15 protein-coding genes, 1 pseudogene and 1 riboswitch are annotated in these 17052 nt (G+C 62.1%); of the genes and pseudogenes, 5 read left to right on the top strand and 11 right to left on the bottom strand.

Features of this window, described 5'->3' with window-relative positions; all coding sequences use genetic code 11:
• Positions 1–337: 337 nt before the first annotated feature.
• Genes cobO through NKH13_RS34485 form a run of 4 tightly spaced genes read right to left on the bottom strand, consistent with a single transcriptional unit; the run spans position 338 to position 2448 of the window.
• Positions 338–961, bottom strand: a complete 624-nt coding sequence (gene cobO, locus NKH13_RS34500; protein WP_352714618.1) for a cob(I)yrinic acid a,c-diamide adenosyltransferase — start codon at positions 959–961, stop codon at positions 338–340.
• Position 962: 1 nt separating this feature from the next.
• The gene (cobU, locus tag NKH13_RS34495; protein ID WP_352917274.1) at positions 963–1484 is read right to left on the bottom strand and encodes a bifunctional adenosylcobinamide kinase/adenosylcobinamide-phosphate guanylyltransferase; all 522 of its coding nucleotides are present in this window, start codon (positions 1482–1484) and stop codon (positions 963–965) included.
• A complete protein-coding gene (locus NKH13_RS34490; protein WP_352917272.1) occupies positions 1477–2253 on the bottom strand; it encodes a CbtA family protein in 777 nt (258 codons plus the stop codon). Before NKH13_RS34490 ends, cobU begins: the two co-directional genes overlap by 8 nt.
• 15 nt (positions 2254–2268) lie before the next feature.
• The gene (locus NKH13_RS34485; protein WP_023720718.1) at positions 2269–2448 is read right to left on the bottom strand and encodes a CbtB domain-containing protein; all 180 of its coding nucleotides are present in this window, start codon (positions 2446–2448) and stop codon (positions 2269–2271) included.
• Between the two features lie 36 nt (positions 2449–2484).
• Positions 2485–2682, bottom strand: a riboswitch (cobalamin riboswitch).
• Between the two features lie 272 nt (positions 2683–2954).
• Between NKH13_RS34485 and NKH13_RS34480 the strand changes: the two genes are divergently transcribed.
• The gene (locus NKH13_RS34480; protein WP_352917276.1) at positions 2955–4010 is read left to right on the top strand and encodes an aromatic ring-hydroxylating dioxygenase subunit alpha; all 1056 of its coding nucleotides are present in this window, start codon (positions 2955–2957) and stop codon (positions 4008–4010) included.
• Here the strand turns inward: NKH13_RS34480 and NKH13_RS34475 are convergent.
• Positions 3989–5187, bottom strand: a pseudogene (locus NKH13_RS34475) (MFS transporter). The gene NKH13_RS34480 and the pseudogene NKH13_RS34475 sit on opposite strands and share 22 nt — an antisense overlap.
• 246 nt (positions 5188–5433) lie before the next feature.
• Here NKH13_RS34475 and NKH13_RS34470 point away from each other — a divergent pair.
• On the top strand, positions 5434–6432 hold the full coding sequence (locus tag NKH13_RS34470; protein WP_352917268.1) for a heparan-alpha-glucosaminide N-acetyltransferase: 999 nt from the start codon (positions 5434–5436) through the stop codon (positions 6430–6432).
• Between the two features lie 16 nt (positions 6433–6448).
• Positions 6449–6955 (top strand): methyltransferase family protein, encoded by a 507-nt coding sequence (locus tag NKH13_RS34465; RefSeq protein WP_352714610.1) that lies wholly within the window; start codon positions 6449–6451, stop codon positions 6953–6955.
• Positions 6956–6974: 19 nt separating this feature from the next.
• Here the strand turns inward: NKH13_RS34465 and NKH13_RS34460 are convergent, their stop codons facing one another.
• Together NKH13_RS34460 and mgtE are read right to left on the bottom strand one after the other, a co-directional pair.
• Entirely contained in the window at positions 6975–7361 is a 387-nt protein-coding gene (locus tag NKH13_RS34460; protein WP_023676566.1) for a MerR family transcriptional regulator, read from the bottom strand.
• 139 nt (positions 7362–7500) lie between these two features.
• Positions 7501–8898, bottom strand: coding sequence for a magnesium transporter (gene mgtE, locus NKH13_RS34455; protein WP_352714608.1), 1398 nt, complete (start codon positions 8896–8898; stop codon positions 7501–7503).
• A 295-nt stretch (positions 8899–9193) separates the two neighbouring features.
• Between mgtE and NKH13_RS34450 the strand changes: the two genes are divergently transcribed.
• Complete coding sequence (locus NKH13_RS34450) at positions 9194–9415, top strand: hypothetical protein (RefSeq protein ID WP_292663417.1); 222 nt, start codon at positions 9194–9196, stop codon at positions 9413–9415.
• Positions 9416–9617: 202 nt separating this feature from the next.
• On the opposite strand, the gene NKH13_RS34445 is transcribed toward NKH13_RS34450, so the two are convergent.
• A complete protein-coding gene (locus NKH13_RS34445) occupies positions 9618–10100 on the bottom strand; it encodes an SRPBCC family protein (RefSeq protein WP_352714607.1) in 483 nt (160 codons plus the stop codon).
• Positions 10097–10414, bottom strand: a complete 318-nt coding sequence (locus tag NKH13_RS34440) for an ArsR/SmtB family transcription factor (protein ID WP_352714605.1) — start codon at positions 10412–10414, stop codon at positions 10097–10099. The genes NKH13_RS34445 and NKH13_RS34440 overlap by 4 nt, the downstream gene beginning before the upstream one ends.
• 275 nt (positions 10415–10689) lie before the next feature.
• Here NKH13_RS34440 and NKH13_RS34435 point away from each other — a divergent pair, with 275 nt between their 5' ends.
• Entirely contained in the window at positions 10690–11670 is a 981-nt protein-coding gene (locus NKH13_RS34435; RefSeq protein WP_352917265.1) for a phosphatase PAP2 family protein, read from the top strand.
• A gap of 450 nt (positions 11671–12120) precedes the next feature.
• Here NKH13_RS34435 and metH read toward each other — a convergent pair whose 3' ends face one another.
• Together metH and NKH13_RS34425 are read right to left on the bottom strand one after the other, a co-directional pair.
• Entirely contained in the window at positions 12121–15930 is a 3810-nt protein-coding gene (gene metH, locus NKH13_RS34430; RefSeq protein WP_352917263.1) for a methionine synthase, read from the bottom strand.
• A gap of 885 nt (positions 15931–16815) precedes the next feature.
• A partial coding sequence (locus NKH13_RS34425) for a hypothetical protein (protein WP_352917261.1) occupies positions 16816–17052 on the bottom strand: 237 nt, incomplete at its 5' end.

Here is a 17052-nt window from a genome sequence, read left to right as displayed (position 1 = left end):
GGCGGGTCGTTGGAGCCAATTAGCACCATAACCAAATTAGTAGCATAGCTGCCGGCACAAAGCAAGAACAAAGTTGCTCCTTCAGCGTTGGAACGCGGCTTTATTCCAGCTTGGGTTCCTCGCCCCCACGAAAGTGGGGGAGAGGTGGCTCGGCGAAGCCGAGACGGAGAGGGGGACTGCGCCCTACGAAAGGCCCCCTCTCCGGCCGCTTCGCGGCCACCTCTCCCCCGCTTCGCGGCGGGCGAGGAACCCAGGTCTTGAGAGGTCGAGGGCAACCTCGGCAAGCGTCATCCGAGTTGGATCTTCCTCTGAACGTTCTGCCTGATCGCCAAAGCCCTCAGAATTCTATCCCCTGCTGCGCCTTCACGCCGGCGGCAAAGTGGTGCTTGGTCACGCCCATCTCGGTGACCAGGTCGGCTGCCTCGACCAGCGCCGGCTTGGCGTTGCGGCCGGTGACGACGACATGCAGGCCCTCGCGACGCGCCTTCAGCGCTGCGACCACCTTTTCGAGGTCGAGATAGTCGTAACGCAGCGCGATGTTGAGTTCGTCAAGCACCACGAGGCTGATCGACGGCTCGGCCATCAGCTCGAGTGCCTTGGCCCAGGCGGCCTCGGCCGCCGCGATGTCGCGTTTCAGGTCCTGCGTCTCCCAGGTAAAACCCTCGCCCATCGCGTGCCAGACGACGCGGTCGCCGAAGGCAGCAAAGGCGTCCTTCTCGCCGGTGTGCCACTTGCCCTTGATGAACTGGACGACGCCGACGCGCTTGCCGTAGCCGAGCATTCTGAGCGCCAGCCCGAAGGCGGCCGTGGTCTTGCCCTTGCCCGGACCGGTGTTGACGATCAACAGCCCTTTCTCGACCGTCTTGGCTGCAACCTCGGCGTCCTGCACCGCCTTGCGCTTGGCCATCTTGGCGCGGTGGCGTTCCTCGTCCTTGGGATCGATGTGGTCGGTATCAGCCATGTCATTTCACCCTGAGCGGCAGCCCCGCCACCATCAAAAGCACAATGTCCGCGACAGAGGCGACGTCTTGGTTCAGCCGGCCGGCGGCGTCGCGAAACCGTCTTGCCAGCGCATTGTCCGGCACGATGCCCTGGCCGACCTCGTTGGACACCACGAACCAGGGGCCACGCGGCCGCGACAGCACATCCGCCAGCCTTCGGCATTCGGCCTCGACATCATGTTCGGCCAGCATATGGTTGGTCAGCCACAGCGTCAGGCAGTCGATCAGCACCGGCTGGCCGTCAGGCAGCGCCTCGATCGCGCCGGCAAGGTCGAGCGGCGCATCGATGGTCGTCCAGCCGGCACCGCGGCGCGAGCGGTGCAGCGCGATCCGTTCGCGCATCTCCTCGTCATAGGCTTGCGCCGTCGCGAGATAGCTCCACGGCGCCGGACAGGCACTCACCAGCCTCTCGGCATGCGCGCTCTTGCCGGAGCGCGCACCGCCGATGATAAGGGTCAGTGCCCCGGCAGCGCGGTCAGGCAAAGCTGTCGCGCAGGCTGGTCGCCGTGCCGGTGAAGCGGCCGCGCACCACGCCGACGACCGCGCCGAGCACCAGCCAGAACACCAGATTGGTCAGCGTCACCGCCACCACGAACTGGTGGTGCAGGCCTTCCGGGATCGCCGTCTCGAAACTGTCGGGCTGCGGCGCGCCAACGATATGCGGCGCGACGATCAACGCCACCGCAAGGACCGCCAGCGGCAGCGATCTGCGGAAGGCGATAAGGCCGAGACCGGCCGCGGTCGCCACCACTGTTGCCCACCACCAGATCTGGCGTTGGACAAGGTCGGCCGCCGGCATCGCCGGCAGTTCCGGCGGCAGGCCGAGGCCCGGCGCCAGCGTGAACACGGCAAAGCCGGCCAGCCCCCAGAACAGGCCCTGACGCCAATTGCCGATGCCGCCGGCGAACTCCGAAACCGCAACCAGGACCAGCGCAAAGCCGATACCGGTGACGATATTGGCAACGACGCTGAAGGCAAAGCGTTCGAAACCGTCGGCCGGCGCCCAGCCTTCGTCCTCCGCCGGAGCCATTGCTTCAGCCGGCGCGGCGCTGCTCATAGCCATCGTGCCCCCGGCGTTTTCGACCGGTGCCGCAGGTGCGGCGGCATGGTCATGGCCGCCGCCGGCCTGTTCGTAGACTTCGGCCTTCAGGATGAGCGGCACCGTGGCATAGGCCTGCATGCAGGCGAGAGCGACGCCGGCCACAAGCCCTGCGATCGCCGCGATGAACACGACGTTGCGAAACAGTGTCATGATGTCAGCCCCTTGTCAGTGGCAGGGAAAGCCCATCGAGTGGCGATAGTCGTGCGCGGCATTGTGGACCGCATCGATATGCGAGAAGCCGACAAAGCCCATGACGAAAATGCCGAGGAATGCAGCAAGCGCCAGCTGCATGAAACGCGACTGCGAGGAGACGGAAGCGCCGAGCGAGACGGAAGCGGTATTCATGTCTTGTCCTTTCGCCCTCCACCCGAGGGCATAGAAGTCAGTTTCCTGTCGCCGGCAGGTCTCCTGGCTCGCGGATCAGCGTCCTTCCCCACCTTCCCGAAGGCGAACCTTCAGTGGCATATGGAGAGGACTACCGCACACAGTTGCGGGGGCAGCCACGGCATTGGGCAAACAATTTCGCCCGCACCGCATTCCCTCTTGGTTCCAAACGGAACCGACGACATCAGCGACTATAGGCAGAATCGCCGCGCCCGGCAAACCAAATTCCGCCGGATCGTGTGGCGAATGCGCCGCCTCGCCAAGCTGCCCGGCCGGCGCCGCGATTGACAATTTTTACCGCCGGGTGTCGGCTGGCGGATGGGGAAGAAGCCGGCATGCAACCCAGCCCGAATGAGCGCGGTCCCTACAACGGTCTGACGCGGGCCGAGCCGACGCTGCCGTCATCGGCCTATTGGGACATCGCAGCCTACCAGCGCGATCTCGAGGCCATCTGATATCGCAACTGGCTGCTGGTCTGCCGCGAGGCCGACCTTGCCCAGCCGCTGGCTTTCAGAACGTTCCGCATAGGCACGCAGGAGGTCGTCGTGCTGCGCGACGAGACCGGCGAATTGCGCGCCTTCCACAACACCTGCCGGCATCGTGGCTCGCAGCTTTGCCAGCAGAGCGAAGGCCGGCTGAAGGCGCGGCTCATCACCTGCCCTTACCACGCCTGGTCCTATTCGCTGCGCGGTGATCTGGTGCGCGTGCCATCGAAATCGCTGCCGGACGGTTTCGACAAGGCCGATCATCCGCTCTACCGCGTCGCGCTTTCGGTGTGGCGCGGTTTTGTCTTCGCCAACCTCGCCGAGGATGTTGCCGGCTCAGCTGAAACATCCTTCGATCCGGCATCCGGCGACCTCGCCAACTGGCCGCTGGAAACGCTGCTGAGCGGCCATGTGCTGCGCAAGGTGATAAACTGCAATTGGAAGATCTTTTGGGAAAACTTCAACGAGTGCCTGCACTGCCCCGGCGTCCACAAGGACCTGTCGCGGCTGGTGCCGATCTATGGCCGCGGCCTGATGGGCCGGCACGACGACCCCGAATGGGCGCGCCACGCCGACAATGACGCGCCGGAATTTGCCGGCGGCTTGCGGGCCGGGGCCGAAACCTGGTCGCGCGACGGACGCGTCCACGGGTCGGTCTTTTCCGGCCTGACGCCGAGCGAGCGTGCCGCCGGGCAGACCTATGCCACCAGCTTGCCGTCGATGTTCGTCGTCGGTCATGTCGACTATGTCAGGACCGTGCGGCTGGTGCCGCTTGGGCCGGAGCAGACCGAACTCACCGCCGAATGGCTTTTTTCGCCCGAAGCGCTCGCCGATCCGGCGGCGGATATCGACAACATCATCGCCTTCGGTACCCAGGTGCTGGAGGAGGATGCTGATATCTGCGAGGTCAACCAGATGGGCCTGCGCTCGATGCGCCACAAGGCCGGCGTGCTGATGCCCGAGGAATATGACTTGCACCGCTTCCACAACAGGGTGCGCGAGCGGCATGCCGCACTTCAAAGCGATTTGGGCAGATAGCGCCAGGTGACGAAGCCGCAGACTGCCGCCAGCAGGCCGAGTGTCGCGAAAACCGCGCCCAGGCCGAAGAACGCCAGCACCACCGAATAGACCAGCGGCGGCGTCAGCTCGGAAAAGTCGAGATAGGTGCGGTAGACCGCCGCCATCTGCGCCCGCTCATACGAGCGCACCGAGCGCATGAAGGCGGTCGAGCCCAGCGCATCCAGCGCGATGGTGAAGAAGGCACCGCAAAGCAACAAGGCGCCGGTGACGAGCGGTGCGGCCTCGCCGACGGCGCCGGCCGCCAGCAGCGTTGCCGACATGGCGAAATAGGCGAACGTCATGGTGCGCCGGCCGCCGAAACGCCGTCCCGCCCTGCCCCAGAAGATGGCCATGAACAAAAGCGCATTGCCGGCCGAAACCAAGAGGCCGCCGGCCAGCTTGCCCTCGCCGGTGATCACCATGAACAACGGCCCATAGACGAAGAACGTCGTCCAGAAGCAGGAGCGGCCGAAGGCGATCAGCCAGGCGAGCCTCAGCCTTGGCTGCGCGACGAAGCGGCCGATATTGGCCAGCGGATTGACCGGCCGCGCCTTGCCGGGGCGGATCGACGGATTGTCGCCAAGCCGGTAAGTCCAGAACAGCGCCAGCAAGGCCATGGCGAAGACGGCCACCGCGCCATGCGCGGCATAGATGCCGAAACGCGTGTAGAGGAAAATGCCGAGCGTCGGCCCGGCGGTCCAGGCAAGCATCGACCACGCCATGCGCAGCGACTCGGCCTGCATGAAATCGGTCTTGCGGATATGATCCATGATGTAGAGGTTGAGCGTGATCGCCAGCGCGCCGGCGCCGACGACGCGGCAGAGCATGCCGACCACCTGGTCGGCCAGCGTATGGGTGACGAAGAACAGCGAGCCGGCGGCCAGCAGGCAGGCGCCGGCGGTATAGACCCACCGCCGGGCAAAGCGGGCGATCAGCATCGGCATGAACAGCGTCGCCGACAGGCCGAGCATCGCCACGATCGTGTAGAGGATCGAAACGATCTGCTCGTTGTGCAGGATCTCGTAGCCTGGATCGGGATGACGCTGGATACCGTCGCGCGCGCGAAGGATTCGACCGCATAAAGCGAGGCGAAAGTGCGGGCATCCGCCGGCCGCAAGGCCGCGAGCCAGATCGGATGGCGCACATGGGTAGCCATTGCTTTCCCCGAAGCCGAATCGCCCGAAGCAGGGTTTGGAGCACAAATCTGCCGCGGCGATGCCTTGCCGGGTAACAGGAAACCGACGCCTTCACGGCAAAAAGCGAAGCCGGCCAAAGGCTTTCCGGCTCTGGCCTAAAGCAGCTCTGATGCCAACCGGCACCAACGCGACGCAAGGCCCGCTTCTTTTGTCGGGAGCAACCGTGATAGTCGTTCTGCCGGGGCTGAACCAAGACAGCGAGACCAATGAGCATCGCCACGCCGACCACCGCCGTTCAGGATCAACCGAAGTCGAAGCGCATCGCCGCCATCGACATCGCACGCGGCATCGCTTTGCTTGCCATGGCGAGCTATCATTTCACCTGGGACCTCGAATTCTTCGGCTACACCGATCCCGGCCTCACCGCTTTCGGCTGGTGGAAAATCTACGCGCGCTGCATCGCCTCGAGCTTCCTGTTCCTGGTCGGCGTCAGCCTCTATCTCGCCCATGGCAAAGAAATCCGCTGGACCGGCTTCTGGAAGCGCTTCGCCATGGTTGCCGGGGCGGCACTCGCAATATCGCTGGTCACCCGCATCGCCACGCCCGACGGCTTCATCTTCTTCGGCATATTGCACGAAATCGCGCTCGCCAGCCTGCTCGGCCTGGCGTTCCTGCGCCTGCCGGCGCTGCTGACGCTTGCCGTGGCGGCCCTCGTTATTGCCGCGCCTTTCTACCTGCGATCCGAAACTTTCGATCAGCCGGCTTTGTGGTGGGTCGGCCTGTCGGCGACCAATCCGCGCTCCAATGACTACGTTCCGCTGCTGCCGTGGTTCGGCGCCGTGCTTGCCGGCATCGCGCTTACCAAGCTCGCCTCCACCTCCGGCGCGCTGACGCGGTTGTCGGCCTTGGCGCCTGGCCGCTGGGCAAATCCGCTGGTCTTCATCGGCCGGCACAGCCTTGCCTTCTATCTGATCCATCAGCCGGTGCTGATCGGCTCGGTCTGGCTGTTTTCGCAATTCATGCCGGCACAGGTCGAAACCAGGGAGGTGAACTTCCTGAAATCCTGCCAGATATCCTGCGAGCAGGCACGCGACACCGAGTTCTGCTCCAGCTATTGTGCCTGCATGCTGGACACTCTCCAGGGCGAAGCCTCGCTTGACCGGCTCTACAGCAACGACCAGTCCCCGGAGTGGAAGGCGCATATTGGCGAGCTCGCCGGCACCTGTACCGCCCAAACCGAGGCGGCGGAACCGGGAACGCGCTAATCGAGGGAGGACAACAATGAGCGACAGTCACCCGAAACCCGTGCAGCAAAATCCTGGGCAGCCGAAGCTGGGGCACATCCCATGGCCGCCGCTGATCTATATCGCCGCCATCATCGTCAGCGTCGCGCTAGGACTGTTCTATCCGCTGCCATGGATCGGCGATCTTCTCGGCGACATCCTGTTCGCTGCCGGCCTTGTGGGGTTGGTGGCGGTCGCCGCGCTCTGGTTCACGGCAATCCGCACCATGATCCGCGCCAAAACGACGCTCAACCCGAACGGCGTGCCGGACCATCTGGTGACCACCGGCCCCTTCGCCGTCAGCCGCAACCCGATCTACCTCGCTAACACATTGCTGCTGGTCAGCCTCGCCTTTGTCTCTGGGATCGCCTGGTTCCTGCCGCTGGCGGTCATCGCGGCGTTCCTGACGCAGAAGCTGACGATCGAGAGCGAGGAGAAGGTGCTGACGGCCAAATTCGGCAAGAAGTACCGAGACTACGCCAAAAGGGTGCGGCGCTGGATTTGAGCCGGCGCTGACACCACGCTTATGTGGTGACGCCGAGTTCCACCAGCCGCTCGACGCAGGATTCCTCTGCCTGGTCGAGCTCGGCCAGGGTCTCCTCGAGATCGCGGCGTTTCTGGCGCAAATCCTCGCGCTTTTCCTCGATGCGCTTGATCATCAATTTGAGTTGGCCGACCTCGCCGGGCGGCTCCCTGTACATCTGGATGATTTCGCGGATCTCATTGATCGAGAAGCCGAGCCTCTTGCCGCGCATGATCTGGCGGATGAGATGCCGGTCCGACGGACGGAACAGCCGGGTGCGGCCGCGCCTTACCGGCTGCACCAGCCCTTCGTCCTCGTAGAAGCGCAACGTCCGCGTCGACACGTCGAATTCGCGGGTCAGCTCCGTGATTGAATAATATTCCCGCATCGTCACTCCAATGCCCCGGCCACGCCGCGAGTTCCAACTGGCCGGCGCCGCCGGCGTCCAGGCACGTACCAGAATCGGCGGACAAGGCACCTTCCAAAGCCTCGCACGGCATTTACGTAAAAGTCAATTGAGGTGCCGTTCAGCGCACGCCGAACCACCATGTGGCAAGCCCGAGAAAGGCAAAGAAACCGACGACATCGGTGACCGTAGTGACGAAAACCGCCGAAGCCACAGCCGGGTCGATCTTGAAGCGGTCGAGCAGCAGCGGGATAAGGATGCCCGCCAGAGCCGCCACGAACATGTTGATGATCATCGCCGCCGCGATGATGCCGCCCAGATTGCGATCGTGGAACCAGGCAGCCGCAACGATGCCGATCAGGATGGCGAAGATGATGCCGTTGATGAAGCCCACCCCGATTTCGCGGCGGATGATGCGGCCGGCATTGTAGATGTCGAGGTCCCTCGTCGCCAGCGCCCGCACCGTGACGGTCATGGTCTGCGAGCCGGCATTGCCGCCCATGCCGGCGACGATCGGCATCAGCACCGCCAGCGCCACGATATGCTCGATGGTACGGTCGAACAGGCCGATCACCGAGGCCGCTAGGAAAGCCGTCAACAGGTTGACCAGTAGCCAGGGGACGCGCGAGCGCGAGGTCGAAAGGATGCTGTCCGAGAGTTCTTCGTCGCCGACGCCGCCCATGCGCAGCAGATCTTCCTCGGCCTCCTGCTGGATGACGTCGACGACGTCGTCGATGGTCAGCACGCCGACCAGCCGCTCGTTCTCGTCGACGACGGCAGCGGACAGAAGATCGTATTGTTCGAATTCGCGCGCCGCCTCCTCCTGGTCCATGGTGGCCGGGATGGCATGCCTGGTCTCATGCATGACCTCTTCCACCTTGACCGAGCGCTTGGTGCGCAGGATCTGGTCGAGGTCGATGGCGCCGAGCAGCTTGAAGCTCGGATCGATGACGAAGATCTGGCTGAAACGGTCGGGAAGATTGTTGTCCTCGCGCATGTAGTCGATGGTTTGGCCGATCGTCCAGAAGGGCGGCACCGCGACAAACTCCGTCTGCATGCGGCGGCCGGCGGTCTCTTCGGGATAATCGAGCGAGCGCCGCAGCCTGATCCGCTCGGTGAACGGCAGTTGCGACAGGATCTCGTCCTGGTCCTCCTGGTCGAGATCCTCGAGAATGTAGACGGCGTCGTCGGAATCGAGCTCCTGCACCGCCTCGGCGATCTGCGCATTGGGCAGATTGTCGACGATGTCGCGGCGGATCGCCTCGTCGACCTCGGTCAGGGCGGAAAAATCGAAATCCTTGCCGAGCAATTCGACCAGGGCGCGGCGCTGTTCCGGGTGCAGGGCCTCGAGCAGGTGGCCGAGTTCCGACTGGTGCAGATCGTCGACTTCACGCTTCAGCGTCAGCGTATCGCGATCGGCGATCGCGGCACCGATCTGGGCGAGGAACGACGACAGGATGACGCCGTCCTCGTCATAGATGTCGGCGCGGCGCTCATCGGCCGCCCTGGCGCTGGTCATGTATTCGTCCTGGCCTTCCACCAGCGCCTCCCGCCATCGGATTTCCGGATAAGGTGCCTGTCAGGTCTAGACCATGATCCTGAAAAGTGGAAACCGGTTTTCCGAAAAGATCTTGGTCGAACACAAAGATGGAGCGGCGGCATGATTTAGCTTGAGAATCGGCCTCTCTGTGCGCAACGGACCGATATCAGACCTTGCGAGCTGCCGGTTGCCCAAGATTGATAATTCAAGATTGATAATTAGATGGTTCTAATTTAGTATCTCTACAACTACCGCTAATAAATGGAGGGTGTTTATGGGGAAGTATCTGTTTACCAGCCTTGCGTTGGTTTGTTCGGGAATACTTTTGAGCCCGATTACCGCCGAGGCAAAGGCCTTCAAATCTTTTCAGGGCAAGGAATGCAAGCCTGACTACAAACGGCTTTGCCCAATGACACCGATCGGCAAATGCGACCTTCAGAGCATGATCGAGCAGTTGTCACCCGCCTGCAAGGCTTTCGTCGAGAAGCACCGGTAATCCAGCTCTGGTACCGCCGCTGACCAACCGCCGGGTAGTCCGCGACAACGCTAGGTGTGGTGTGCCCGCCGTTCCGGTCGGGGCATCGTTCGCCCAACAACATTAGTCCCAGTGGCCGGGCAGAGCGGCACATGCTGCACCGGGAATGAGGCGAGGCCGACAGTGCGACGGCCTCGCTGGTATGGACTGGAAGGCTTCCCGATCAGGCGGCGTGGCGCTGGGCCTCAGCCGCATAGCGGTCCAGGAGCCCGCTCCAGCCACCCTCGGATTCGAAGGCCTGGCGCGCTGCCTCTGCGGTCTCGCCCATGTTCTCCAGAAGCCTGTGCTCGAGTTCCACACGCGTCGCGTTCTCGCCGAGTGCGACAAAGCGGATCTCGACTTCGGTCAGCAATGCCGGATCGTAGCGCCAATCGGCTCCAATGCGCCAGGCGAGCGTCAGCCTGGACGGCGGATCCCAGGCGAGAACCTCGCCCCAATCGCATTGTGACCCGTCCTCGCCGATCTCGTACCAGCGGCCGCTGGCTTTGGGTTCGATCACCGCAGTCGTCAGGGCGGATTTGCCGATCGAGTGCGAAGCAGGCCACCACCGTCCGAACCCTGTCGTGAACACATCGAATGCCTTGTCGAGCGGCACCTCCACCGTCACCGACTTCCTGAGCGGCGCGGGCTTGATCATGGTCGTCATTTCCTCTTCTCCTTGCTGTTGTCGACTTCCCGTTTGAAGGCGTCGAGCGCATCGCCCCACATGCGGTCGAGCCAGGTGCGCATCTCGCCGAGCCCATGCGGGTCGAGATGATAGATGTTGCTGGCACCTTTCGGCTCTGCGCGGACCAGCCGGGCCGCCTTCAAAACCTTGAGGTGCTGCGATACCGCCGGCTGCGAGACCGGAAGCACTCGCGTCAGATCGATGACCGAGCGTGGCCGATCGGCGATGAGCTCGAACACCTTGCGGCGCGTCGGATCGGCCAAGGCCACCATTCCTGCATAATCATAAACCATGACTTATGATAAGTTACAACTTATGATATGTCAACTGAGGGAGCGGTGGACCGGTGTTTAAACACCCGGCCGGTTCGGCCCCGAGGCTCCGGCGCGTTCCTTCACACCGGGCATGGACAGCAATGCGGATGCAAGATTGCTCAGGGAAACAATCCACCGCGTGCGGGCCGGCAGGCAAATGTCGATCACCGGGGAAAAGTAAACCTGGCGGCAACGTTTTTACCTTATCGGTGTATGTGTCTCTCCGGCGAAACGTTAAGAACGGGTAAATTGGTTTGGCCCTAACCACGGAAGCCTCTCGCTACAGGCCCTCCGCCATATGGCAATTGCGCCTCTCCCTGTTCATGGCGATATACGTTTTAGGCGCATCTGCACTATATCCAGAACTATTCTATACATCAGCCTTAATCTATTCTCACAAGTTTCTTATTGGTATTCCGGTGTTGTTTATCGGTGGCGTCTGTTGTGCCGCGATACTCCATGGCCGGCGGCAACCAGTTCGCTACGCCCTGGATTTGGTTCAAGGGCGCTGGCGCGGCTGTCTGCTGGTACTGCTGTTCTTCTTCGCCAGCTTGACCGCGTTCTCTACCTACAAGATCGCCATCCCGTCCGTCGTCCCATACTATGCCGACACCTGGTTGGCCGACGCTGATGAATGGCTGCACGGGATGCCGCCATGGGAGATCGTCCATAAGCTCGACAGCAACAATTGGTCGCTCGTCGTCTTCAACAGCTATGAAGTCATTTGGTTTTACCAGTGGTTCGGCACCATCCTTTTCGTGTCGCTCTGGTCGGACGAGATTGCCCGCATCCGCTATCTCTGCGCAGCAGCGCTGACGTTGTGCGTCCTCGGAACGGTCTTGGCCCTGGCGCTGGCATCGGTCGGGCCGGTTTACTACCACCACTTTGTTGGCGTGGATCGCTTCCACGGATTGAATGCCGCTTTGGACAGACTGGACCATAGTTACATGGTGCGGGAACCCTCGGCATATCTCCTGATGGCTTACCAGAGCGGCCGGCCAAGTCTTGGGGGCGGCATCTCAGCCATGCCAAGCATGCATGTCGCCTTTGCCGCATTGAACGCCTATTTGCTTTCCTCAATCAATCTCTGGCTTGGCGTTCTGGGTTGGACCTTTGCAGCCCTGATCCTGTACGGATCGGTGTACACTGGCTGGCACTATGCCGTGGACGGCTACGCATCGATCGTTGTTGTATCTGTGATCTGGTGGGCGACCGGACGCCTGGTGCGCGAATAATTATGTGCGCTTGTCGGTAGATGGCCATGCCCGCCGATGGCCTCTTCGCATGGGCCAAACTCGCGACCGCAATCAGGCAAAAGCCTCGTGCCCTGACAAGGACGCTCCCTGCCATGCTCGAACTCAATGGGTTAGAGGTTCCGCTTTCGAATTTGATTGGTGCGGTCGAGATGCAACGCCGCACCGCCTCGACAGTTGATTTTAAAGGGTTTTTGGTAGAATTCCGTAGCGATTTGTATCACAGTTTGTATCTCAGTCCGTATCGCACGATGCGGACCCGGCACCAGCTAAGTAGCCCTTCTTACGAAGGCCGAAACGCGCCCGCTTCAAGAGTCTTTTGCCTAACTCAAACGCTTGGCTAGGAAGGAGCACAAGAAACTTTCGAAAGCCATCCGATCGAAAAGGCAGCGGAGATTTAGAAGGCACGAATTTACGATGCCGCCGTTTCCGCTACTCAGCCGCCTCGGCATAGTGTGCCGGCACATAGTTGAGAATGGGGCCGAGCCAGCGCTCGACATCGGCGATTGGCATCGCCTTACGGCGCGCATAATCCTCGACCTGGTCGCGTTCGATCTTGGCGACGCCGAAATAATAGCTTTCGGGATGGGCGAGATAAATGCCCGACACGGAAGAGCCCGGCCACATCGCATAGCTTTCGGTCAGGCTGACGCCCGCATTGCGCTCGCCGTCGAGCAGCCGGAACAGCGTTGCCTTTTCGGTATGGTCGGGCTGCGCCGGATAGCCGGGAGCCGGGCGGATGCCACGATAGGACTCGCCGATCAAATCGTCCGGTGCCAATGCCTCGTCAGTTGCGTAGCCCCAGAATTCCTTGCGCACCTTCTCGTGCATACGCTCGGCGAAGGCCTCGGCGAAACGGTCGGCCAGCGCCTTGACCATGATCGAGGAATAGTCGTCATTGGCCCGTTCGAATCGCTCTGATATCGCCACCTCCTCGATGCCGGCGGTGACGATGAAGCCACCGATATAATCGGGCTTGCCACTCTCGGTGGGTGCGACGAAGTCCGACAGCGCGACATTGGCCTTGCCGTCTCGCTTGGTCAGTTGCTGGCGCAAGGTGAAGAACGTCGCCAGTTCCTGCCATCGCGCCTCGTCGGTGAACAGCCTGATATCGTCGCCGACGGCATTGGCCGGCCAGAAACCGATGACGCCGCGTGGCGCGAACCACTTTTCGGCGATGATCTTCTTCAGCATCGCCTGCGCATCCTCGAACAGCTGGCGCGCGGCTGGCCCCTGCGCCTCATCCTCGAGGATCCTAGGATAACGGCCCTTCAGCTCCCAGGTCTGGAAGAACGGCGTCCAGTCGATGTAGCGCGCCAGCTCCGTCAAGTCCCAGTTGTCGAACACTTTTACGCCGGTGAAGGACGGTTTTGGCGGCTCATAGGCCGACCAGTCGATCCGGTGCGCATTGGCTCTCGCCCTGGGCAGCGGCAGTCGCTGCTTGTCGGCTTCGGAGCGGGCATGCGCGTCGGCGACCTTCTTGTACTCGGCCCGCACGGTCTCGACATAACCGCCCTTGGTCTCGTTTGACAAAAGCAACGACACCACGCCGACGGCGCGGCTTGCGTCGGTGACGTAGACCGTCTGGCCCCTGGAATAGCGCGGGTGGATCTTCACCGCCGTGTGCACGCGGCTGGTCGTCGCGCCGCCGATCAGCAGCGGAATGTCGAAGCCTTCGCGCTCCATTTCGGCGGCCATATGCACCATCTCATCAACCGACGGCGTGATCAGCCCTGACAGGCCGATAATGTCGACCTGTTGCTCGCGCGCCGTCTGCAGGATCTTCGCAGCCGGCACCATGACGCCGAGATCGATGATCTCATAATTGTTGCAGGCGAGAACGACGCCGACGATGTTCTTGCCGATGTCGTGGACATCGCCCTTGACCGTCGCCATCAGGATTTTTCCGGCCGTCTGGCGCTCGCCATTGTCGATGCCATTGGCGGCGTTGGCCAGCTTCTCGGCCTCCATGTGCGGCAGCAGCCCGGCCACTGCCTGCTTCATCACCCGCGCCGACTTCACCACTTGCGGCAGGAACATCTTGCCGGAGCCGAACAGGTCGCCGACGACGTTCATACCGGCCATCAGCGGGCCTTCGATGACATGCAGCGGGCGCTCGGCGGCGCGCCGCGCCTCATCCGTGTCCGCGTCGATGAATTCGGTGATACCGTTGACCAGGGCGTGCGAAATGCGCTGCTCGACAGGCCAGTCACGCCAGGCGAGATCGCGCTCCTGCGCCTCCTTGCCCGCCGTGCCCTTGAAGCGTTCGGCGAGTTCCAGCATGCGTTCGGTCGCCGTGCCGCCGCCCTTCGGCTCACGGTTGTTGACGACATCCTCGCAGGCGTCGCGCAGGTCCGGATCGATGGTGTCGTAGACGGCAAGCTGTCCGGCATTGACGATGCCCATGTCCATGCCCGCCTGGATGGCGTGGTAGAGGAACACCGCATGCATGGCCTCGCGCACCGGTTCGTTGCCGCGAAACGAGAAGGACAGGTTCGACACGCCGCCCGAAATATGAACATAGGGAAGCGTCGTGGTGATCTCGCGCGCTGCTTCGATGAAGTCGACGCCGTAATTGTTGTGCTCCTCGATGCCGGTGGCGATGGCAAAAACGTTCGGATCGAAAACGATGTCCTCCGGCGGGAATCCGGCCTGCTCGGTCAACAGCTTGTAGGCGCGGGTGCAGATTGCGACCTTTCGCGCTTTGGTGTCGGCCTGACCGTCCTCGTCGAAGGCCATGACGACCACCGCCGCGCCATAGGCACGCACCAGTCGGGCATGATGCAGGAAGGCTTCTTCGCCCTCCTTCATCGAGATGGAGTTGACCAGCGGTTTGCCCTGCACGCATTTCAGGCCAGCTTCGATGATCTCCCATTTGGAACTGTCGATCATCACGGGAACACGGGCGATATCAGGTTCGGCCGCGATCAGGTTGAGATACTCGACCATCGCCCTCTTCGAATCGATCAGGCCCTCGTCCATGTTGATGTCGATGATCTGGGCGCCATTGGCGACCTGGTCGCGGGCGACATCGAGCGCGGCGACATAGTCGGCCGCCGTGATCAGCTTCCTGAATTTTGCCGAACCGGTGACATTGGTGCGCTCGCCGACGTTGACGAATGGAATCTCGTCGGTCAGCGTGAACGGCTCGAGCCCCGACAGGCGCATCTTCGGTTCGATGTCGGGAACAGCGCGCGGTGGATATTTCTTCACGGCCGCTGCGATGGCGCGGATGTGGTCGGGCGTCGAGCCGCAGCAGCCGCCCACGATATTGACCAATCCCTCCCGCGCAAAATCCTCGACCTGCGCGGCCATGAATTCCGGACTCTCGTCATACCCGCCGAATTCGTTGGGCAGGCCGGCATTCGGATAGGCGCAAGTGAACGTATCGGCGACACCGGATATCTCGGCCAGATGCGCGCGCATGGCGTTGGCGCCGAGCGCGCAATTCAGGCCGATGGTGAAGGGGCTGGCATGGCGCACCGAATGCCAGAAGGCGGTCGGCGTCTGCCCGGACAGCGTGCGGCCGGACAGGTCGGTGATGGTGCCGGAGATCATCACCGGCAGGTACACGCCCTTCTCGATGAAGATCTCGTTGCAGGCGAAGATCGCCGCCTTGGCGTTGAGCGTGTCGAAGATCGTCTCGATCAGGATGATGTCGGCGCCGCCGTCGATCAGGCCGCGCAGCTGCTCGCCATAAGCAAGGCGCAGGTCGTCGAAGGTCACGGCGCGATAGCCGGGATTGTTCACGTCTGGCGACATCGAGGCGGTGCGGTTGGTCGGCCCGAGCGCGCCGGCGACGAAACGGCGCTTGCCGTCCTCCTGCTCGGCACGAACAGCGGCGCGGCGCACCAGTCGCACGCCATCGCGGTTCAACGCGTAGACCGCATCCTCCATGCCGTAATCGGCCTGGGCGATTGAGGTCGAGGAGAAGGTGTTGGTTTCAAGGATATCTGCGCCGGCGATGGCGTACTGATAGTGGATCTCCTCGATCGCCCCAGGCTGCGTCAGGATCAGCAGATCGTTGTTGCCCTGCTGGTGGCAGGCACAGCCGGCGAAGGCCTCACCCCGGAAATGGTCCTCGTCAAACCCGAGGCCCTGGATCTGCGTGCCCATGGCGCCGTCAAGGATGAGGATGCGTTCGTGCACCGCTGCGGTCAGCGCAGCAAGCATTTCGGAACCGTTGAGCTTTGCTGCGGCGGGGCCGAACAGGTCATCCAGCGATGAGGAACTTTGCGACATTTTTCATCCTCAAGACGACAGTCGCACTCAAGTCACATAAAGACATCTTTATGTCAACATACGCCGTCTAGCTCTGTTTGTCACGCTTGTTCCCCACGCATCGGTTTTCGCCGGGCTGAGGCTGGTGATGCCGCTGGTGCCGCCGCCGCCCAAATGACCGCGCCAAGCGTCAGGCCGATGCCGACGTTTTCTCCATCGCTGCGATCAGTTCTTTCTACGGCGGATCCGCATGTGGCTGGATAGGATCGCCGGCAGTTTGCTCATGATCTTCGGACTGCGACTGAAGTTCAGCTATAGGTCCGACTCGAGCCGTTGCGCGAAGGGCAGCTTTGAGCGCCATGAAGGTCGCCTTATGGCGCAACTAGGATGTCCAGGGTAATCGCCTGCAGCGTCCGCTATCCGGCAATCGCAAAAATCGCCTCAAGGGCGGACATTGCGCGCGAAGCGGGCATTCGCCGTTCGAGACATAAGTTTCTTTCGGTGAACCTATGAAATCGACAAGCAGCACGGGCCCTCTTCTGCGCTCTGCCGCGAGGACGAGGTATTGCCCCTGCGGCGCTGGCTGCCCGCTGGTGAATTCAAAGGAGTAGTGCAGCCGCTCCTACTCCGATGAACAAACAGAGGGACACCGATGTCGTTCGCGATCCGCCAATGGTCCCGGGGAAAAACGCGTGGCGGCAAAGAGAACCCCGCACCATGCAGACTCGAACCAGTATATCCATGGGCCTTGCCAAATGTTCCGCACCTGCAAAACACCGACTGAACGATATCAATCTATTACAGTTGAACGCGAGTCTTATGAGATGCAACGCCGCAACGGCTCCCGCGTTGATTTTTAAAACTTTTTTCTAGGGTTCCGTAGCGATTTGTATCACAGTTTGTATCTCAGTCTGTATCGCACGAGGCGACCGAGCCACTGGGTAAGCGGCCCTTCTTTCGAGCAACCGAAACGACATTCAGCGTTGTCGTCTTTGCGCCAAGAGCTGTTCTCGCCGAGCCAACCTCCAATGTCGCGTTTGGGGCCGGAAGTTGACGGTCTGCTTTTGGTACTGGCTTGTCAGAAGCAGCCATTACGCTGCCGACCCAATGTGGGTCGTATAGAGTGTCATACACACCGCCGAA

This window comes from Mesorhizobium sp. M1348 (assembly GCF_040317925.1).
GTDB lineage: Bacteria > Pseudomonadota > Alphaproteobacteria > Rhizobiales > Rhizobiaceae > Mesorhizobium.
The sequence above is the reverse complement of the archived record's forward strand: the minus strand, read 5'-3'. Positions and strand labels throughout refer to the sequence as shown.